The organism is Stenotrophomonas sp. Steno-Z1, assembly GCF_056393175.1.
This window is the reverse complement of record NZ_JBWJPB010000006.1, coordinates 199,263-218,130: the sequence shown is the minus strand read 5'-3', so window position 1 is coordinate 218,130 and position 18,868 is coordinate 199,263. Positions and strand designations below refer to the sequence as shown.

At 67.1% G+C, this 18,868-nt stretch carries 17 protein-coding genes; 4 read left to right on the top strand and 13 right to left on the bottom strand.

What is annotated here, in order from left to right; all coding sequences use genetic code 11:
- Window positions 1-197: 197 nt before the first annotated feature.
- The 8 genes from AC06FD_RS16020 to AC06FD_RS15985 form a co-directional block, all read right to left on the bottom strand.
- Entirely contained in the window at window positions 198-1,601 is a 1,404-nt protein-coding gene (locus tag AC06FD_RS16020; protein ID WP_478078332.1) for a mannose-1-phosphate guanylyltransferase/mannose-6-phosphate isomerase, read from the bottom strand.
- 13 nt (window positions 1,602-1,614) lie between these two features.
- Window positions 1,615-2,964 (bottom strand): phosphohexomutase domain-containing protein, encoded by a 1,350-nt coding sequence (locus tag AC06FD_RS16015; RefSeq protein ID WP_394163810.1) that lies wholly within the window; start codon window positions 2,962-2,964, stop codon window positions 1,615-1,617.
- Window positions 2,965-3,091: 127 nt separating this feature from the next.
- Complete coding sequence (locus AC06FD_RS16010; protein WP_478078331.1) at window positions 3,092-3,493, bottom strand: GtrA family protein; 402 nt, start codon at window positions 3,491-3,493, stop codon at window positions 3,092-3,094.
- Window positions 3,490-4,776, bottom strand: a complete 1,287-nt coding sequence (locus AC06FD_RS16005) for an NAD(P)/FAD-dependent oxidoreductase (RefSeq protein ID WP_478078330.1) — start codon at window positions 4,774-4,776, stop codon at window positions 3,490-3,492. Before AC06FD_RS16005 ends, AC06FD_RS16010 begins: the two co-directional genes overlap by 4 nt.
- A 2-nt stretch (window positions 4,777-4,778) precedes the next feature.
- The gene (locus AC06FD_RS16000) at window positions 4,779-5,726 is read right to left on the bottom strand and encodes an NAD-dependent epimerase/dehydratase family protein (RefSeq protein ID WP_478078329.1); all 948 of its coding nucleotides are present in this window, start codon (window positions 5,724-5,726) and stop codon (window positions 4,779-4,781) included.
- Between the two features lie 8 nt (window positions 5,727-5,734).
- Entirely contained in the window at window positions 5,735-6,472 is a 738-nt protein-coding gene (locus AC06FD_RS15995) for an SDR family oxidoreductase (protein WP_478078328.1), read from the bottom strand.
- 2 nt (window positions 6,473-6,474) lie between these two features.
- Window positions 6,475-7,782, bottom strand: a complete 1,308-nt coding sequence (locus tag AC06FD_RS15990) for an FAD-binding oxidoreductase (protein ID WP_478078327.1) — start codon at window positions 7,780-7,782, stop codon at window positions 6,475-6,477.
- The gene (locus tag AC06FD_RS15985) at window positions 7,782-9,170 is read right to left on the bottom strand and encodes a UbiA family prenyltransferase (protein WP_478078334.1); all 1,389 of its coding nucleotides are present in this window, start codon (window positions 9,168-9,170) and stop codon (window positions 7,782-7,784) included. Before AC06FD_RS15985 ends, AC06FD_RS15990 begins: the two co-directional genes overlap by 1 nt.
- A gap of 232 nt (window positions 9,171-9,402) precedes the next feature.
- Between AC06FD_RS15985 and AC06FD_RS15980 the strand changes: the two genes are divergently transcribed.
- A complete protein-coding gene (locus AC06FD_RS15980) occupies window positions 9,403-10,134 on the top strand; it encodes a CoA transferase subunit A (protein ID WP_478078326.1) in 732 nt (243 codons plus the stop codon).
- Window position 10,135: 1 nt separating this feature from the next.
- On the top strand, window positions 10,136-10,768 hold the full coding sequence (locus AC06FD_RS15975) for a CoA transferase subunit B (RefSeq protein WP_259207070.1): 633 nt from the start codon (window positions 10,136-10,138) through the stop codon (window positions 10,766-10,768).
- Between the two features lie 45 nt (window positions 10,769-10,813).
- Here AC06FD_RS15975 and AC06FD_RS15970 read toward each other — a convergent pair whose 3' ends face one another.
- Window positions 10,814-12,895, bottom strand: a complete 2,082-nt coding sequence (locus tag AC06FD_RS15970) for a glycoside hydrolase family 99-like domain-containing protein (RefSeq protein WP_478078325.1) — start codon at window positions 12,893-12,895, stop codon at window positions 10,814-10,816.
- A gap of 124 nt (window positions 12,896-13,019) precedes the next feature.
- Between AC06FD_RS15970 and AC06FD_RS15965 the strand changes: the two genes are divergently transcribed.
- The gene (locus tag AC06FD_RS15965) at window positions 13,020-13,610 is read left to right on the top strand and encodes an alpha-ketoglutarate-dependent dioxygenase AlkB family protein (protein WP_478078324.1); all 591 of its coding nucleotides are present in this window, start codon (window positions 13,020-13,022) and stop codon (window positions 13,608-13,610) included.
- Here the strand turns inward: AC06FD_RS15965 and AC06FD_RS15960 are convergent.
- The 4 genes from AC06FD_RS15960 to AC06FD_RS15945 are packed head-to-tail and all read right to left on the bottom strand — an operon-like array spanning window position 13,573 to window position 17,120.
- Window positions 13,573-14,247: an ABC-type transport auxiliary lipoprotein family protein gene (locus tag AC06FD_RS15960; RefSeq protein ID WP_394163814.1), complete on the bottom strand. Its 675-nt coding sequence runs from the start codon at window positions 14,245-14,247 to the stop codon at window positions 13,573-13,575. The genes AC06FD_RS15965 and AC06FD_RS15960 overlap by 38 nt on opposite strands.
- On the bottom strand, window positions 14,244-15,170 hold the full coding sequence (locus tag AC06FD_RS15955; RefSeq protein ID WP_259207063.1) for an MlaD family protein: 927 nt from the start codon (window positions 15,168-15,170) through the stop codon (window positions 14,244-14,246). Before AC06FD_RS15955 ends, AC06FD_RS15960 begins: the two co-directional genes overlap by 4 nt.
- A gap of 3 nt (window positions 15,171-15,173) precedes the next feature.
- Entirely contained in the window at window positions 15,174-16,004 is an 831-nt protein-coding gene (locus AC06FD_RS15950; RefSeq protein WP_259207061.1) for an ABC transporter ATP-binding protein, read from the bottom strand.
- A 3-nt stretch (window positions 16,005-16,007) separates the two neighbouring features.
- Window positions 16,008-17,120: an ABC transporter permease gene (locus AC06FD_RS15945; protein WP_259207059.1), complete on the bottom strand. Its 1,113-nt coding sequence runs from the start codon at window positions 17,118-17,120 to the stop codon at window positions 16,008-16,010.
- A gap of 102 nt (window positions 17,121-17,222) precedes the next feature.
- Between AC06FD_RS15945 and AC06FD_RS15940 the strand changes: the two genes are divergently transcribed.
- Window positions 17,223-18,482, top strand: coding sequence for a threonine/serine exporter family protein (locus tag AC06FD_RS15940; RefSeq protein ID WP_259207057.1), 1,260 nt, complete (start codon window positions 17,223-17,225; stop codon window positions 18,480-18,482).
- The last annotated feature ends 386 nt before the right edge of the window (window positions 18,483-18,868 follow it).

Sequence of the window (18,868 nt, the reverse complement as noted above, 5' to 3'; positions counted from 1 at the left end):
CGTTGGCGCTCTCAGCGCTGTGGTGCACACCATCCCGGTGCAGCTGCTGGCCTACCACACCGCGCTGGCACGCGGCACCGACGTGGACAAGCCGCGCAACCTGGCCAAGAGCGTAACGGTGGAGTAACCCCCATCCACAGCAAACAGGAACCCGGCCTCGGCCGGGTTTTTTTGTCTGTGCGGCGCTTCGATCTCGATCACGTGCGGCCGTAAGTATCCTCGAAGCGCACGATGTCATCCTCGCCCAGATAACTGCCGGACTGCACTTCGATCAGTTCCAGCGGCAGCTTGCCCGGGTTCTTCAACCGGTGGGTCACGCCCAGCGGGATATAGGTGCTCTGGTTCTCGGTGAGCAGCAGCACTTCCTTGCCGCGGGTCACTTCGGCGGTGCCACTGACCACGATCCAGTGTTCGGCGCGGTGGTGATGCATCTGCAGGCTGAGCGTGGCACCGGGCTTGACGGTGATGCGCTTGACCTGGAAACGCTCGCCATGGTCGATCGAGTCGTAGGCGCCCCACGGGCGGTACACCTTGCGATGCCAGGTGGCCTCGGGCCGCGCGGCGGCCTTCAACTGCGCCACCACCTGCTTGATCTCCTGCATGCGGTCGCTGCGGCCGACCATCACCGCGTCATCGGTTTCGACCACGATCACATCGTCCAGCCCGACCAATGCGATCAGGCGCTCGCCGTAGGCATAGGTATTGCGGCAGTCGATGGCGATGACATCGCCGTGGTGGGCGTTGCCGTCGCTGTCCTGCGCGGACACATCGCGCAGCGCGGTCCACGAGCCGACGTCGTTCCAGCCCGCGTCGAGCGGCACCACCACCGCGTCGGCGGTCTTCTCCATCACCGCGTAGTCAATGGAATCGGACGGGACTGCGGCGAAGGCCTCCTTGTCCAGGCGGGTGAAATCCGCATCGCGACGTGCCTGCTGCCACGCCGTGCGGCTGGCGGCGAGCATGGCCGGATTGAATTTCTCCAGCTCGGCCAGGTAGCGCGATGCCTTGAACAGGAACATGCCGCTGTTCCAGAAATACTCGCCGGACTGCACGTACTGCCGGGCCGTGTCCGCGTCAGGCTTCTCGACGAAACGATCGACCGCGCGCACGTCCCCGCCCGACACCGCCTTGATGTAGCCATACCCGGTTTCCGGGCCGGTCGGCACGATCCCGAAGGTCACCAGCTTGCCCTCCCGCGCGGCGGGCAGGGCGCGCAGCACGGTCGCACGGAACGCGTCTTCATCGGCGATCACATGGTCCGACGGCAGCACCAGCAGCAGCGCATCGTCGCCGTCGCGGGTCGCCTCGAGCGCGGCGACTGCGATCGCCGGCGCGGTGTTGCGACCGACCGGCTCGAGCAGGATGGCCAGCGGCTGCACGCCCAGTTGCTGCAGTTGCTCGGCCGCAACAAAGCGGTGTTCCTCGTTGGCCACTACCAGCGGCGCGCGCCCGGCGATGGGCGCGATGCGCTGCCAGGTGGCCTGCAGCATGGTCTGCTCACCGGCCAGCGCAAGGAACTGCTTGGGATAGGCCTCGCGCGACAGCGGCCACAGCCGGGTGCCGGAGCCGCCGGACAGGATGACGGGAAGCAGGTCGTTCATCGGGGTGGGGGCCTCAGGATGCCGTGATCAACTGGGAGAGTTCATCGGTACGCTGCTGCAGCAGCGCCGCATCGCCACGGGTTTCGACATTCAGGCGCAGCAGCGGCTCGGTATTGGAGCTGCGCAGGTTGAAGCGCCACTGGCCGAAATCCGCACTGATGCCATCGGTGTGGTCCAGCGCCGGCGCCTGCGCGGCGTAGTGGTCCATCACCCGGGCGACTGCGGCCTTGGCATCGCTCACCTTGAAGTTGATCTCGCCGCTGCAGGGGAACTTGGCCATGCGCGCCTCGACCAGGTCGGCCAGCGAACGGCCGGACTCGGACACCAGGGCGGCGATCAGCAGCCACGGGATCATGCCGGAGTCGGCGTAGGCGAACTCGCGGAAGTAATGGTGCGCGCTCATCTCGCCGCCGTACACGGCGTTCTCGCTGCGCATCTTTTCCTTGATGAAGGCATGGCCGCTCTTGCACAGCACCGGCTGGCCGCCGGCCGCCTCGACCATCTCCACGGTGTTCCAGGTCAGGCGTGGGTCGTGCACGATCTTGCCGCCCGGCTGGCGCGCCAGGATCGCCTGGGCGAGCAGGCCGACCAGGTAATAGCCCTCGATGAAGCGGCCGTTGTGGTCGAAGAAGAAGCAGCGGTCGAAGTCGCCGTCCCAGGCGATGCCGAAGTCGGCGCCATGCTCGCGGACGGCCTGCGCGGTCATCGCGCGGTTCTCCGGCAGCAGCGGGTTGGGGATGCCGTTGGGGAAGCTGCCATCGGGTTCGTGGCAGATCCGGATGAACTCGAAGGGCAGGTGCGGGGCGAGCAGGTCGACGATGGTGCCTGCGCCGCCATTGCCTGCGTTGACCACCAGCTTCAGCGGCTTCAGTGCGGCGCGGTCGATATAACTGAGCAGGTGCGCGATGTAGGCGCTCTTGTCCGGGTGCGACTGCAGCCCGGCCTTGGGCTCGACCGGTGCTGCGCTGTCGGCTTCGACCGCGTCGGAAATGGCGAGCAGGCCGGTGTCCGAACTGATCGGGCGGGCCTGCTCCTTGACCAGCTTCATGCCGTTGTAGTCCATCGGGTTATGGCTGGCGGTGACCATCACCCCGCCGGCCGCCTTGAGGTGGTCCACCTGGAAATAGACCTCTTCGGTGCCGCACAGGCCGATGTCCAGCACGTCGCGCCCGGCGCCGCGCAGGCCGGCGGCCAGGGCGTCCTGCAGGGCGGGGCTGGTCAGGCGGATGTCATGACCGACCACCACCGTACCGGGGGCGAGCTGCGCGTCCAGCGCCACGCCGATGCGGCGGGCCAGGTCTTCGTTCAGTTCGTCCGGCACGCGGCCGCGGATGTCGTATGCCTTGAATGCGGGGAGGGTCATCTATTCAGTCCTTCTGCCAGTCAGAGGATTAGTGTAGCGGCAGCCATGTATGGGAATCGTTTTCACCGGGGGCGACCGTCACGGGTGTTGCGGGCGGGTCATCTGCACCATCGGCCGCGTCGGATGGCTACCGGAACGAGAGGTACTTGTGCCCGAAATAGCTCGAAAACACCGGTACCGCCACGCCCACGGCATGGGCGATCTCCAGCTGCAGCACATCCACGCCCAGCCACGGCAGCAGATGGAAGGCCAGCAGCATTGATACGACCCAGGTCTGTAGCACCGCCAGCAGGTTCACCAGGACGAAGTAGAACGCCGAATGGTGCAGTGGACGGGTGCTCTGCTTGAACACGAACAGGCGCGACAGCACGAAGGCGGTCACCATGCCGGTCAGGTAGGCCAGCACGATGGCCGGAGTGAACGGCAGCCAGTGGCTGTAGCCGATCCGGGACAGGAAATTGACCAGCGCAGCCACACCGCCCACCAGCAGGAACAGCAGGAACTGCCGAGAGGCCAGCGCCTGGATCATGCCACCACTTCCCTGGCCAGCATCCTGCCGAAGCCGATGCTCTCGGAGATGCCGCGGTCTTCAGGGTAGTAATGCGAGGTATCGGCCACCCACAGGCCTACGACCGGTAGCTTGCGGGGCGGCAGGCGATCAAGAAACCCCGGTTCGCAGATGGGCTGCGCGTGACGATAGCGGCTGGCGCGGACGTCGATGAAGTCGCCCTCCAGCAGCGTCGGATTGATCTGCATGAGGTAGCGCCGCACCTTATCGATGAACACCGTATCCGGATCGGCGTACTTGGGGTGTTCCCCGGGCATGTAGAAAGGCACGTAGACGATGTGGGCGTCCATCGGCCGGAGGTTGGTGTACTCCACGACACCGGGAATATCCATGTCTGGATCATTGGTATTGACCCAGAAATTCTCCGATACGCGGCAGCGAAGCTTGGCGATCACGCACACGACCGCGATATTCTTCAATGCCCGGAATCGGGCCAGTATCGTTTCGGGCAGGTCCGGAGCCAGACGAGGCACGAGCGGCAGCGGTACGGTGGAGACAACCTTGTCGAAGGCCAGGCATTCACCTCCGACCTCCACGCCGCGTACGCGACCGTCTTCGATGACGATCTTCTCTACGGGCGCACGAAGTCGCACTTCTCCACCATGCCGCAGAATGTCTCCGTGCATCCCATACAGTAGTGTCGACGAACCCCCTTCCAGATAGCCCAGCTTCTCCCGCATCAGGCTATAGCGCGAGCGTCCGATGCGGCGGATTCGACTCCAGATCCAGGCAGCTGAGAGGTTGTCGGCGAAGTCATAGAACTTGTAATCGAACAACCTGCGCCACAGCACTTCATAGGCTTCGGCGCCCACCCATCGGCGGATCCAACCCGATGCTTCGACATGGTCGAGCGGTCGCCAGTCATTGCGCCGGGTGCACAGGTACGCATGCAGCCCATAGCGGAACTTGGCAACGAGTCCAAGTCCCTTGAATTGCAGCAGTGCGATCGGGTTTCCCCATGCCTGCAGCCGCTTGCCAAACCAATAGCCCATACGCGTCTCGGTCCATCGCATCATCGAGGACAGTCCGAGCTCGTCCAGTACGGCCAAAAATTCCGTATCCGAGCTGCAGTGGAAATGATAGTAGCGTTCGATCTGGATGCCCCCGAAATCGAAGCTGGCGGTCATCCCACCGACGCGGTCGTCGGCTTCAAAGATCACCGGTTGATGGCCATCGCGGGCCAGTTGGTAGGCCACGGCCAGGCCCATCGGGCCGGCGCCGAGGACGGCGATGCGTTCGCTCACGATCAGAACTCCAGGGTGATGTCGCCGTAATCGGGATCGTTGAAGGTCGCCTCGATCGCCTCGGCGAACGGCGTCGGCCGCACGCCGAAGATGCCCGGCCAGTCGATCACCTCGAACTCGTCGTGCGCAACCAATGCTTTGAGCTGGGCCGCGGTGAACGGTGGGTCGCGGTCGAACAGCGCCCAGGTCTTCAACAGCGCATGGAACAGGCCGTACGGAATATGCAGTAGGAGCGCCCGCGCACCGGTGCTCCGTTTGATCTGGGCGATGATGTCCACGTAGTCGACCTTCTCCAAGCCGGTGATGTTGTAGCGCTGGCCGGCGATACGCGAACGCAGGCAGCTGGCGATGATGCTGGCGAAATCGGCTGCGTACAGCGGTTGGCGCATGAAGCGGCCATCACCGGGTATCGGGAAGACTGGCACCTTGCGCATGAAGCGCGACAGCCAGCCCAGGTGCTTGCGGTCGAACCAGCCGAACATCAGCGTCGGCCGCAGGATCACCGCGGCGATGCCGCTGTCGGCAACCCGCTGCTCCTGTTCGCGCTTGGTGCGGGTGTAGTCGTCCTCCGCCACCGAGCACACCACCGACGAGCTGACATGCACGGTGTAGGGCACGGCATGGCGTCGGATCGCGTCGAGGATGTTGTCCGTTGCAGTGATGTTGTTGCGCACGAACGGTAGCGGATCGGTACCGCCGATCTGTGCCTGCAGCATCACCACGGCGTTGGCACCGGCGAAGTGCTGCTCCCAATCACCGGGATCGGCCAGGTCGGCCAGTGCGGTGATCAGGGTCGGGTGCATCCGGCGCAGGATGGCGAGGTTGGCCTCGTGCTTGTCGATCACCACCAGGTTGCGGTAGCCCTGGCGCGTGAGGATGGCCACCAGGTTCTGACCGACCAGACCGGCGCCACCGGGAATGACGATCTTCTGCTCAAAGGCGCCCGGCATGACGGTGCTCACAGCGCGGCCCGGTTGAACACCGCCTGCGGCAGCAGGCGGATGACCAGCATGATCAGGCGCCAGAAGCCGGGGGCGTACAACACCGGTGTTCCTCGCCCGATGCCGCCGACGATACGCTTGGCGACCTGGTCGGGGGTGGCCCACAGCGGGCCTTTTCGTAGATGCGCGGTCATCGGGGTATCGACGAAGCCCGGGCGGATATCGACCACGGCGACGCCGCGCTTGTGCAGGCGTTGGCGCAGGCCACTGAGGAAGGCGCTGGTCGCCGCCTTGGCCGCGCCGTAGGCATAGTTGCTCTGCCGCCCGCGATCGCCGGCCACCGAGGTGACCACTGCCAGCGTACCGGTGCCGGCCTCGGCCAGGCGGTTGGCGATCGGCCCGAGCAGGGCCATGGTGGCGCTGCCATTGGTAGAAAACTCGGACAGGAATACCTCAACCGAGGCTTCGCACGCAGCCTGGTCGGGCAGGGTGCCATGCGCGACCAGCACCACATTCGGGCGGCCCAGCGTCGCCCAGGCCTGTTCAATCATCTCGGCGTGTCCGGCCAGATCATTGACGTCCAGCGCGTACTGGCTCACCTGTCCGGCACCGCGCACGGCCAGGTCGGCGCCGATCACCGACATCCGCGCCGTGTTGCGTGCCACCAAGAAGAGCGCCGCACCGCGCGCGGCGTAGCGCCGGGCGACCGCTTCGGCGATGGCGGACGTCGCCCCGATGATGAGGATCTTCTGCATGCTTACTCCGTGACCCGGCGCCAGAAGCCGGATGAAAAACGCGGATCGAGGAAACGTGAGAATGCCTGCCAGCGCGGATACGCCTGCTGGAAGGCGTGGCTCGACATCCGTGCATCTTTGGCCGGATACAGCGCGCCGCCCGCGGCCTCGACGATCTGGTCCAGGCGCTGCAGCAGGGCGAAGACCCCCGGACCGGTGTTGGGAAAGTCCAGCGCCAGGGTAGTGCCTGGGCGTGGAAAGGACAGCATGCCGCGCGAGGGCATGTCGCCGAACTGTTTCAGCACGGCCAGGAATGATCCCTGGCCGCTGCGCGCGATCTCCTGCAACAGGGTGGCGACCCCATCGGCGGCGGCCGCCGGCGGCAATACGCACTGGTACTGCAGGAAACCGGCCGGGCCGTACATCCGGTTCCAATGGCCGATACTGTCCAGCGGATGGAAAAACGGCAGCAGGTGCGCGACCGAACGCGTGCGCCGCGCCGGCTGACGCCAGTAGTACAGCGCATTGAACGGGCGCAGGGTGAGCCGGTTGACCAGTGACAGCGGCGGCGTCAATGGCATCGTCAGCCGCCGGCGCGGTGCCGGCGGCCGCTCGTCCGCACGCTGTGCGGCATGGTCGGCGCGGGTGAAATGGCCTCGCCCCAGGGTACGCCCGCGCGCGAGGCAGTCGATCCACGCCACGCTGTATTCATGGGTGGATGCCGACGCGCGCGACAGCGAGAAAAACTCCCCCAGTGACCCGAACCTGATGTTCTCCACCTCCAGGCTGGTGCCGGGAACGCGACGCAACTGCAGCTCGGCCCAGGTCACCAGGCCGGTCAGGCCCAGCCCGCCAACGGTCGCGGCGAACCAGCCTTCGGCGTCTTCCTCGGCATGGCACAGACGGCGGCTGCCATCGCTGCGCAACAGCTCGAACGCGATCACGTGGTGGCCGAAGCTTCCGCACCGGTGGTGATTTTTGCCGTGCACATCGTTGGCGATTGCGCCCCCCACCGTAACCTGTGAGGTGCCTGGGGTTACCGGCAGGAACCACCCCTGGGGCAGCACCAGGGACACGATTTCCTCCAGCGTGGTGCCGGCTTCGCACTGCAGGCGGCCGGACACCGGATCGAAGCTGATGAAGCGGTCCAGCCCACGCGTACCCAACAGGGTTCCGCCCGGGTTCTGGCAACTGTCCCCGTAGCTGCGGCCATTCCCATGGGGCAACGCGCTGCCGGCGAAGTCGGGCAATCCGCTCAGACGGTCATGCAGCGAAACACGGGTGTGTTCCGCGCGTGGGTAGCGCCCCCAGGAATCGCCGTCACAGCGCATCAGATCGCCACCAGGGCAAACAGCGCGCACAGCGCGGCCACCACTTGGCTGGGGCGGTCGGTAGCGGCGAACACGATTGGATCGTCGTGCATGCCGCCACGATGCGCGATCACCCACGCCCGACTAACCCAGTAGAGCAGCACCGGGCAGATGAACCATAGCAGCTTGGGGCTGCGGTACAGCTCGATGCTCTCGGGGCTGTTGATGTAGAGCGCCATCACCATCACCGCAATGTAGCCGGCGGCCGCACCGAGCGATTGCAGCAACGGCAGGTCATCTACGCCATAGCCACGTCCGCTGGCCGCGGTCCCACCCCGCGCCAGCATCGTGTGCAGCTCGATATAGCGCTTGAGCAGGGCCAGCGACAGAAAAATAAACATGCTGAAGGCGAGCAGCCAGAACGACAGCTCGGCATCAATGGCGATCGTGCCGCCGATGATCCGCACCGTGTACAGGCCGGCCAGCAGCACCACGTCGAGCATGACGATGCGTTTGAGCCGAAACGAGTAGGCCAGGGTGGCCGCGTAGTAGATCAACAACACGCCGGCGAAGGCCGGGCTGCACGCCAGCGCCACCAGCAACCCGCATACAGTGAGCAGCGGGGCGACCCACAGCCCGTGCAACAGTGGCAGGCGGCCGGCGGCGAACGGCCGATGGCGTTTGCGCAGGTGCTGGCGGTCCGCGCTCAGGTCGAGCAGGTCATTGAGCAGGTAGACCCCGGAGGCGCACAGGCTGAACGCGGCGAAGGCCAGCAGCGACTGCACGACAGCCTCCGGCTCTAGGAAACGGTGTGCGGTCAGCAACGGCACGAACACCAACAGGTTCTTCAACCACTGGTGTAGGCGCAGCGCCTTGAACCAGGCCGCGGCGCGTGGCGGCGCCGGCCAGTGTGCGTGCACGGTGGTGCGCTGCGCGGCGGCGCGCGCCAGGCCGTCGTCGTTGTTGACCACCCAGGCACCGGCGGCGTGCTGCCACACGGCCAGATCCACCCTGCCGTTGCCAACGTAATCGAAACCGCGTTCGCCGAATGCCCCGACCAGCGCCTGCGCCTTGTGTGCACCGGAGAGATTGCGCTCGCCGTCGCTGGCGATGACACGTTCGAACAGGCCCAGGTGCGCGGCGATGGGGGCGACCAGGAGCGCATCGGAGGCGGTGCACAGCACGCGCGGTCGTTGCGCGGTGGTACGCAGCAAGTCCAGCACCCGCAGGTTGTAGGGCAGGTGCTCCGGCGCCAAGGCGACCCGGGCGGCGATCTGGCGCTTGAGCGCGGCCTTGCCCTGCAGCAGCCAGAACGGGAGCAGGAACAGGTACAGCGGATGTCGCGCCAGCAGGGCCAGCAGCGACTCATACAGGATGTCCGAGTTCAGCAGGGTGCCGTCCAGGTCCACGCACAGGGCGTGGGCCTGCGCGTCGCCAACGGCGGAGGAGGGGGTCATGGACATCAGCAGGGCAGAAGAACGTACATGGGATCAATTGTAGCCGTCCCGCCCGGCCGACCCGCTGTGCTGACGGCCACGCGGTCGCCAGCGGCCCTGTCGTGGCCGTCTTTGCTGCGCTGCAGTCGAGGCCGGGGAAGGCCTCCCGCTAGAATAGGCGTTTGTTCATCAGCAGGGCGTAACCATGGAAAACACCAGTGCCGCCAAGCGGCGTGGCAAGCAGTACGCCAGCGCGGCCGACGCGCTGGACGGCGTGGTCGCCGATGGCCAGACCCTGGCCGTGGGCGGGTTCGGCCTGTGTGGCATTCCCGAGGCGCTGATCGGCGCACTGCGCGACACGGGGGTGAAGGGCCTGACGGTGATCTCCAACAACGCCGGCGTGGATGGCTTCGGCCTGGGTCAGCTGCTGGCGACCCGCCAGATCCGCAAGATGATCTCGTCCTACGTGGGCGAGAACAAGGAGTTCGAACGGCAGTTCCTGGCCGGTGAACTGGAACTGGAGTTCAACCCGCAGGGCACCCTGGCCGAGCGCCTGCGCGCCGGCGGTGCCGGGATCCCGGCCTTCTTCACCGCCACCGGCTACGGCACGGTGGTGGCTGAGGGCAGGGAAACCCGCGCGTTCGACGGCAAGCACTACGTGATGGAAACCGCGCTGCGCGCCGACGTGGCGCTGGTCAAGGCGTGGAAGGCCGACGCGTCGGGTAACCTGGTGTTCCGCAAGACCGCGCGCAACTTCAACCCGGCCTGCGCGATGGCCGGCAAGCTGTGCATCGTCGAGGTGGAAGAGGTGGTGCCGGTGGGCAGCATCGATCCGGACCAGGTGCACCTGCCGGGCATCTACGTGCACCGGATCGTGCACAACCCGCATCCCGAGAAGCGAATCGAACAGCGCACCGTGCGTGCGGAGGGCAACTGACATGGCGTGGACCCGCGATGAAATGGCCGCGCGCGCCGCGCGCGAACTGACCGACGGTGCTTACGTGAACCTGGGCATCGGCCTGCCGACCCTGGTCGCCAACCACATCCCCGATGGCGTGGATGTGTGGCTGCAGTCCGAGAACGGCCTGCTCGGCATCGGCCCGTTCCCGACCGAGGCCGAGGTCGATGCCGACCTGATCAATGCCGGCAAGCAGACCGTCACCGCACGCCCGGGCGCCAGTTACTTCGGCAGCCACGACAGCTTCGCCATGATCCGCGGCGGCCACGTCAACCTGGCCATCCTCGGCGCGATGCAGGTGACCGACAAGGGCGACCTGGCCAACTGGATGGTGCCCGGCAAGATGGTCAAGGGCATGGGTGGGGCGATGGACCTGGTGGCTGGCGTGCAGCGCGTGGTGGTGCTGATGGAGCACACCGCCAAGAACGGCGAGCACAAGATCCTGCCCGACTGCACGCTGCCGCTGACCGGCGTGGGCGTGGTCGACCGCATCATCACCGATCTGGCCGTGTTCGACGTGACCGACGCCGGCCTGGTGCTGGTGGAGGCAGCGCCGGGCGTCGGCGTGGAGGAACTGAAGGAAAAGACCGGCGTGGCATTCGCCGCCGCCTGAGGTGATGGCGCCGCCCCGGCCAGCCGGGGCGGTGCCAGCGTTCGCTCACCCCTTCCGCGCGTAACGGTAGGGGTGATCTGCATCGAACGGTTCGCCCAGCAGGCCCGCCGCAGTCACCTCGCGCTGGCCGCTGCTGCGCACCACCAGCGAGACGATGCGCTCGACGGCGTGGGCCAGCGTGCCATCAAGCTGGGCGGCTTCGGTGTCGAACGCCGAACGGTAGAGATGCGCATCCAGCAACGGCCGCAGTGCCGACAGGCGCACCCAGAACATGCTGCCGGCGACGAACGTGTCGACCTCGATGTCCGCGGCCTTCAGGCCAAGCTGCACCAGCAGCGCCTCGACATTGCGCTGGTTGGCGCCCCAGTAGAAGTGCAGTGGTTGGACGTGACCCTCCGGCGCCACCAGGCCCAACCGGTCATCCTCGACGAAGCCCTGGAAGATCCGTGCCGCGCGGTCCGCGTCGAGCAGGCGGCCGGTCAGTTCGCGGCGCCAGTGTTCACCATCGGTACGATGCGTGGAGCGCTTGGTATGCAGCTTCAGCACAACCTGCTCACCCTCCTGGTAGAGGCGCTCGGCGATCTGGAGGAAGGGCAGGATGTCGCGGCCATGGTTGGCGAACACCACGATCTCCGCCTCGAGCCGGGCATCATTCACCGCCCGCTGAACGTCGCTGCGCTTCTCATCGGTGGTGGTAATGACGATCCGCCACGGCAGGGCGCTGGCGCGCAGGTCAGCGAGCAGTTCGGCAAGCACGTCGATGTACCACGCATGGATTACCGCGCAGGGCCGGATCGCGGCGGCCTGCACACCGGGGGGGCGCAGCGCCTTCCGCGTCGCCTCCAGGTAGGCATGCCCCAGCCGTGCATCCGGCTCCAGCACTGCGCCTTCGGCCCACTCGTTCCATGCGTTGATGAAGACCAGGCGCTGGTTGGCCGGCGCGGCGGCCAGGCGCGTGTGCACGGTGGTCGACAGCCAGTCGCCATACCCACGCGGTGAGGCGTGCAGGTAGACGCGGCCCTTGCCGGAGCGGCGTGCCTCGTTGTCCCAGCCCGGGTTGACCCCGGGATAGAGCGTGTACGGCGGCAGCGGACGCGCGGCGATCTCCGCGGCCAGTTCGCGCCAGTCGCGTACGTCGCCCTGGAAATCCGGATTGATCAGGTACTGGTCGGCGGTGAGCGAGCGCGGGTTGCTCATGTTCGGGGGGAACTCGACCGCGGCATCGAAGCCGATGTCGCGCGGATCGGGGCGCTCGAAGCCCTGCACGTAGGCCAGGTGGATCTCGCCAATGCCGTTGTCCAGGCACCACTGCCGCCAGCGCCGGGCGGTCGCGCGCGCATCGGGCAGCAGGTGCGGGCGGTACACCAGCAGCATGGGCTTGCCGTCCACGGTCAGGGCACGGCGGTCGCGCAGGTAGTCCGCGACGTGGGCGATGAAGGCCAGGTCGTCCTCGGCGCTGTGCTGCTGGCCGATCAGGATGTCCTCGTCGCGACCGTCCCAGCGCCGCGCCCAGTTCTCGTTGGCCCAGCACAGGCAGAATGGCAGGTCGATGCTGTCGTTGGCCAGCCACTGGCGCAGCGGCGTCTCCATCAGCGTGGTGCCGCTGAACCAGTAGTAATAGAAGCAGAACGCGCCGATGCCGTATTCGCGGGCCAACTGCGCCTGGTCGCGCATCACCTGCGGGGTGCGCAGGTCGTAGAAGCCCAGGTCGGCGGGCAGGCGCGGCTGGATGTGGCCCTCGAACTGGGGCAGGGCGCGGGTGACGTTGCGCCACTCGGTGAAGCCCTTGCCCCACCACGCATCGTTCTCGGCGAACGGGTGGAACTGCGGCAAATAGAACGCCACCAACGTGGCGGGCAGCGGTGCAGGCAGGGCCTCGCTGCGATGCGCCACGTAGCCGATCGCGGCTTCATCGGCACGCAGCAGCGGGCGAGGGAGGGGACGATTCGCCTGCGCCGGGCTGGCATCGATGCGGCCGCGCGGCGGCGGCGGCACCCAGTCGCCGTGATCGCGCAGGAAGCGTGCGCGCAGTCGATCACGCTGGCCATCGGACAGTGGCAGCGCCCGGAAACCGGCGCGCAGCGCCACGAAGACCGCCTGGCGCAGCCGGGCCTTGAGCGTGGTCACGCGCGACCGACCTCGATCCAGGGGAAAACGACAGCAGGCATGCGGGCTCCAGCGCTCCAACGGGTGGGGGCATTCTCGGGCTTTGCCCGCGCACCGGCAAATCGCCGCGTGCTAGCGTTCATCCATGGATCTCCACCTTCCCGATGCGCAGGTGCACTGGCACCGTCACTGGCTTGCCGCCGCCGATGCCGATGCCCTGCAGCGCACCCTGCGCGAGGACGTACCGTGGGAGGTGCACCGCATCCGCATGTTCGGGCGCCAGGTCGACTCGCCGCGGCTGAGTTGCTGGATGGGCGACCCGGCCGCGCGCTATCGCTATTCGGGCACCGACTTCGTGCCGACGGCGTGGCACCCGGCGCTGCTGCCGCTGCGCGAGCGGTTGGCTGCGTTCTGCGCCACGCCGTTCAACAGCGTGCTGCTCAACCGCTACCGCGATGGCGATGACGGCATGGGCTGGCACAGCGACAACGAGCCCGAGCTCGGGCCGACGCCGATGATCGTGTCACTGAGCCTGGGCGCCGAACGTCGTTTCCTGCTGCGCCGACGCGAGGACCACGCGCGCAAGGCCGAGGTGACGCTGGGGCATGGCGACCTGCTGCTGATGGGCGGGCAGACCCAGCGCCATTACCAGCATGCCCTGCCGAAAAGCGCGCGGCCGCTGGCCGAGCGCATCAACCTCACCTTCCGCTGGATTGACGCAGCCGGCTCGGCATGACCTGCGCCTGCTGGTAGTCGGCCTGGCCGGTCACCAGCGTCCAGCCCACCAGCTCGGTGGTCATGGCCTGCAGGCCCTGCTCGAAGGCACGCGCCACATCGGCGGTAGCGGTGGTCGGCACCGGCTGTTCCTGGCGGAAGGTGCGGTCGGCGACCACGCGCTGGTCGATCACGTGGATCAGCTTGGCGTTGACCTCGATCAGCGCCGCCGGGGTGGCCTGGCCGCGGTAGTCGGCCTCGAAGCGGCGCACGTCCAGGGCCAGCTTGTAGTCGGCGCGGATGCCGGTGGTGGCACGGGCGACGCCGGCGACGCGGCCGGAATCCTCGAAGCCGCGCACCAGCGCGTCGTCCAGCATGTCGGTGGCCGGCTGCGCCCAGCTCACGCCCTTGTATACCTCCAGCTCGGACGGCGACGGGCGCACGTTGATGCGCGGGCTGTCGACCACGCGCGCGGCGCTGGGCTTGACCACGACGAGCTGCCAGTCGACCTTTGGCCAGCCGGGATCGGCCTGGATGCGCACGATCGGCGAATAGATGGTCACTGCGCTGCGTTCATTGCTGCCCAGCAGCGAGCAGCCGCCGAGGGTGGCGATCATCGCCACCGGCAGGAGGATTCGGGTGAGGGTCGGGCGGCTCATTTGGGTTCGAACTCCTTGGGCGCGTCGCGGCCCAGCAGATAGCGTGCCGGGTTGTTGTCCAGCTTGTCGCTGACCCGGCGCAGGTCGCGGATCAGTCCGCGCAGCTCGGTCAGGGTCGGGCCGAGCTGGGCCAGGCCGTCGTTGGCGAAGCTGTTGATCGCCGCGCGGTTCTCGCCGAGGATCGAATCGGCGCTGCCGGCGGCCGAATCCAGCTTGGACAGGGTGGTTTCCAGCTTGTCCAGGATTGGCGGCAACTGCTGCACCAGATTCTGGTCCAGCCGCTGGATGGTGCCGTTGGTGCTCTTCAGGGTCACATCCAGGCTGCGCGCGGCATCGCGCGCGCTGAGCAGCAGCGCCTGGGTGCCCTGGTCACGGTCGGCGAGGCCGCCGCTGATCGTTTCCAGGTTGGCCAGGGTGGCGTTGATGCTGGCCACGTTGCGGTCGCTCAACACCTGGTCCATGCGCTCGACGATGCGGTTGGCCACGTCGGTGATGTTCTGCAGGGCCGAGGGCGTGGTCGGGATGATCGGCGCCGGGTCCTTGTTGACCGCGGTCAGCGCCGCGGCCTGCGGGGTGCCGCCGCTGAGCTGGATGATCGACGGGCCGGTCAGGCTGGTGATCGCCAGCTTGGCGCGGGTGTCGGTCTTGACCGGGGTATTGGAGTTCAGGCGGATGCGCGCGACCACCTGGCGCGGGTCGTCCGGGACCAGGTTCAGCTCGGTGATCGAGCCCACCGCGATGCCGTTGTACTGCACCGGGCTGCCGACCGACAGGCCGGTGACCGCCTCGCGGAACACCACCCGGTACTCGGTCCAGGTGCGGTCGGAGGAGTACTTGGCCGCCCACAGGCCGAAGGCCAGCAGCGCCAGCCCCACCACCAGGGTGAACGCGCCGATCAGGACGTAATTGGCTTTGGTTTCCATGGCTTACTCGCTCTCGTGCTTTGCATCGCGCGCAGCACGCGCGCGCGGTCCGTGGAAGTATTCCTGGATCCACGGGTGGTCCAGTTGTTCGATCTCGTGCAGCGGGGCATTGGCGATCACCTTCTGGTCGGCCAGTACCGCCACCCGGTCACAGATCGCATACAGGGTGTCCAGATCGTGTGTGATCAGCAGGACGGTCAGCCCCAGCGCTTCCTGCAGGGTCTTGATCAGCCGGTCGAAGGCGGCCGCGCCGATCGGGTCCAGGCCGGCGGTGGGCTCGTCCAGGAACAGCAGCGGCGGGTCCAGCGCCAGCGCCCGGGCCAGGCCAGCGCGCTTGCGCATGCCGCCGGACAGCTGCGAGGGCAGCTTGTTGATCGCGTCGGCCGGCAGCCCGGCCAACTTCACCTTCAGCAACGCCAGCTCGTAATGCCAGCGCTCGGGCAGCTCGCGGTGGTGTTCCTTCAGCGGTACCTGCACGTTCTCGCCGACCGTCAGCGAGGAGAACAGCGCGCCGTCCTGGAACAACACCCCGGTATTGCGTTCGATGTGCAGGCGGCTGGCCGGATCGTCCGAGCGCGCGTCCACGCCGAGCACCTCGATCTGGCCGGCATCGGGCACCCGCAGGCCGAGGATGCTGCGCATCAGCACCGACTTGCCCGTGCCCGAGCCGCCGACCACGCCAAGGATTTCGCCACGGCGCACGTCCAGGTCCAGGCCATCGTGCACGGTCTGCGCGCCGAAGCGGTTGGTCAGCCCGCGTACGCGGATGGCCAGGCCGGCGTCATCGCCGGTGGTGTCCTCGGGTGCGGCCAGCGCGGCGGTCTCGGTGGTCATCGCTTACCAGCCCATCTTCATGAACCACAACGCGGCGAACGCATCGAGGATGATCACCAGCGAAATGGCCTGCACCACGCTGGAGGTGGTGCGCTCGCCGACCGACTGTGCGGTGCCTTCGACCTTCAGGCCTTCCAGGCAGCCGATCAGGCCGATCACCAGCGCGAACACCGGCGCCTTGGACAGGCCCACCAGCATGTTGCGCACTTCCATGGTCTCGTGCATCCGCGCGATGTACATCTGCGGCGGGATGTCCAGGTCGAACGCGCCCACGGTGATGCCACCGGCCAGGCCGGCGACCATCGCGATGAAGGTCAGCAGGGGCAGGGTGATCAGCAGGGCGACCAGGCGCGGCAGCACCAGGAGGTCGATCGGATCCAGGCCAAGGGTGCGCATCGCATCGATTTCCTCGCGCGCCTTCATCGCACCGATCTGCGCGGTGAAGGCGCTGGCGGTGCGGCCGGCCAGCACGATCGCGGTGAGCAGGACGGCGAACTCGCGCAGGAAGGCGATGTTGACCAGCTCGACGACGTAAATCTCCGCGCCGAAATCGCGCAGGATGGTCGAGCCGAGGAAGGCGATCACCGCACCGACCAGGTAGGAGAGCAGGGCCACCAGCGGCACCGCATCCAGCCCCACCTGTTCCATCTGCGCCACGGTGGCGGTCAGCCGGAACCGACGTGGCTCCTTGATCAGGCGTGCGCCCTTGACCAGGTTCTCGCCGAGGAAGCTGGCCAGGGCGACGATGTTGTGGCCCATGCCGTGCACGCTGACGCCCAGGCGCTCCAGCGCGGCCAGCACGCCGAAGTCGCGCTTGGAACGCGGGCGGTCGTCGGCGACCTCCTCGATGGTGCAGACCAGTGCGCGGTGTTCCTCGCGGAACTGCAACGCCTCGTCGGCCAGGTCGGCGCGGCGGGCCACGCGCAGGACCTGCAGCACGCCGGCCGAATCGAGCTGGGTGATGCCGCTGGCGTCGATGCCGGTCAGCGCATCGGGAATGCCGCGCAGCACTTCGGCCGCGTCCAGCGCGGTATGCAGGGTCCAGTGGCCGGACAACCGGACCAGGCCGGAATCCTGCGCATCCAGTTCGAGATGGGGGGCTTGGGTTGGCGTCATGGGGCGTCCTGCGCGCAGCATACCTTGTCCGTGTCGACATCAAGTGTGTGCGTTGCGACATGATTGTTCAGCCGGGGCGGGCTTCGGGTAATACTACGAAGCATGTCCGTCGATACCGCCACCATTGCCACCCCCCAGGCCACCTATGCGCAGCGCGTGGCGTTCGTGTCGGAAATCGCCGGGCGCCTGCACAGTTACGGCACCACCGCGCAGCGGCTGGAGGCGGCGGTGGTGGCGCTGGCGCAGCGGCTGGACCTGGACTGCGAGCCCTGGTCGAACCCGACCGGGCTGATCCTGAGTTTCAGCGACCCGACCAAGGCGATCGGTTCGTCGGACATCACCCGCGTGATCCGGCTGGCACCGGGCGAAAATGACCTGCATAAACTCAGCATCGCCGACCAGATCACCGATGCGGTGGCCACCGGCAGCATGAGCATCGCCCAGGGCCATACCGCCCTGCGGCAACTGGACAAGGACCCGGGCCGGCGCGGCAAGATCCGGATGATCCTGTCCTACAGCCTGGGCGCGGCCGGCGTGGCCGGGCTGTGGAAGCTGCCGTGGCTGGATATCGCCACCGCCGGGGTGATCGGACTGCTGATCGGGGTGATGACGCTGTATACCGATCGGCGCCCGGCCAGCCGCGAGGCGAGCGAGGCATTGGCAGCGTTGCTGGCGGGCACGGTGGCGGCGCTGGTGGCCTCGTTCCTGGGGCCGCTCAATCTCAATACCGTCATCATCGCCTCGCTGGTGGTGATGCTGCCCGGGATGTCGCTGACCAATGCGGTCAACGAGCTGGCCAGCCAGCATTGGGTGTCGGGCACGGCGCGGTTTGCCGGGGCGATCACCACGATCCTCAAATTGACGGTGGGCGCGGTGATCGCGGTGACATTGTCGGGGATCATCGGGCTGGAGCCGCACGTACGCGCGTCGCGCCCGCAGGCCGACTGGGTGGAGTGGTGCGCGCTGCTGCTGGCGGCGTTCGCGTTCGCAATGCTCTTCAAGGCCAACCGCCGCGATTATCCGTGGGTGATGGCGGCCTCGGTGGCCGGCTACGCGATTTCCAAATTCGCCGGGCAGGCCTGGGGACTGCCGGCGGGTATTTTCATGTCGGCGATGCTGATGACCGCGGCCGGCAATCTGTTCGGGCGGCTGGTGCAGCGCCCGGGCGCGATCATCCGCCTGCCCGGCATCATCATGCTGGTGCCCGGCAGTACCAGCCTGCGCGGCGTGCTGACGCTGGTGCAGCAGCAGGACATGAGCGCCGGCCAGACCGTGCTGATGACCGTGCTCAACGTGGTGATGGCGCTGGTGGCCGGCTTGCTGTTTGGCAATCTGCTGATTCCGGCGCGGAAGAATCTCTGACGGGTGTTGGGGTGTTGGGGTTTCTTGTAGGCGTGTCAGAGCGCAGGGCCGCTTGTCCCGTGGCTGGGCGGGGATGTGGCCATCGAAAAGACAGCGGCGAAAAAGCGCTTGGTGGCCCGCTTTCCGTTGCGCACCAGCACACTGTCAAAGGGTGGGTGCGGGTGGGTTGGCGGGACCGTCATGCGCCATGGATGGCGCATGCGAGCCTACACGGACGTATTTACGGCGTGTCCCGCCAACCCACCCGTACCCGCCCAAGCCAGCAGGGCACGCACTCGCCAGTCGTTGATCCTGCAGTGCTCCAGCAACGGCCCTTCGCGCAGCTGAAAAACGCGCAGACCAAAAAAAACGCCGGCATCGCGCCGGCGTTTTCCGTTTTCAGTTTC

Bases quoted from the DNA above. Each gene is read 5' to 3' on its own strand.
- AC06FD_RS16020 (WP_478078332.1), bottom strand. From the start codon at position 1,601: ATGAACGACCTGCTTCCCGTCATCCTGTCCGGCGGCTCCGGCACCCGG.
- AC06FD_RS16015 (WP_394163810.1), bottom strand. From the start codon at position 2,964: ATGACCCTCCCCGCATTCAAGGCATACGACATCCGCGGCCGCGTGCCG.
- AC06FD_RS16010 (WP_478078331.1), bottom strand. From the start codon at position 3,493: ATGATCCAGGCGCTGGCCTCTCGGCAGTTCCTGCTGTTCCTGCTGGTG.
- AC06FD_RS16000 (WP_478078329.1), bottom strand. From the start codon at position 5,726: ATGCCGGGCGCCTTTGAGCAGAAGATCGTCATTCCCGGTGGCGCCGGT.
- AC06FD_RS15995 (WP_478078328.1), bottom strand. From the start codon at position 6,472: ATGCAGAAGATCCTCATCATCGGGGCGACGTCCGCCATCGCCGAAGCG.
- AC06FD_RS15990 (WP_478078327.1), bottom strand. From the start codon at position 7,782: ATGCGCTGTGACGGCGATTCCTGGGGGCGCTACCCACGCGCGGAACAC.
- AC06FD_RS15980 (WP_478078326.1), top strand. From the start codon at position 9,403: ATGGAAAACACCAGTGCCGCCAAGCGGCGTGGCAAGCAGTACGCCAGC.
- AC06FD_RS15975 (WP_259207070.1), top strand. From the start codon at position 10,136: ATGGCGTGGACCCGCGATGAAATGGCCGCGCGCGCCGCGCGCGAACTG.
- AC06FD_RS15965 (WP_478078324.1), top strand. From the start codon at position 13,020: ATGGATCTCCACCTTCCCGATGCGCAGGTGCACTGGCACCGTCACTGG.
- AC06FD_RS15960 (WP_394163814.1), bottom strand. From the start codon at position 14,247: ATGAGCCGCCCGACCCTCACCCGAATCCTCCTGCCGGTGGCGATGATC.
- AC06FD_RS15955 (WP_259207063.1), bottom strand. From the start codon at position 15,170: ATGGAAACCAAAGCCAATTACGTCCTGATCGGCGCGTTCACCCTGGTG.
- AC06FD_RS15950 (WP_259207061.1), bottom strand. From the start codon at position 16,004: ATGACCACCGAGACCGCCGCGCTGGCCGCACCCGAGGACACCACCGGC.
- AC06FD_RS15945 (WP_259207059.1), bottom strand. From the start codon at position 17,120: ATGACGCCAACCCAAGCCCCCCATCTCGAACTGGATGCGCAGGATTCC.
- AC06FD_RS15940 (WP_259207057.1), top strand. From the start codon at position 17,223: ATGTCCGTCGATACCGCCACCATTGCCACCCCCCAGGCCACCTATGCG.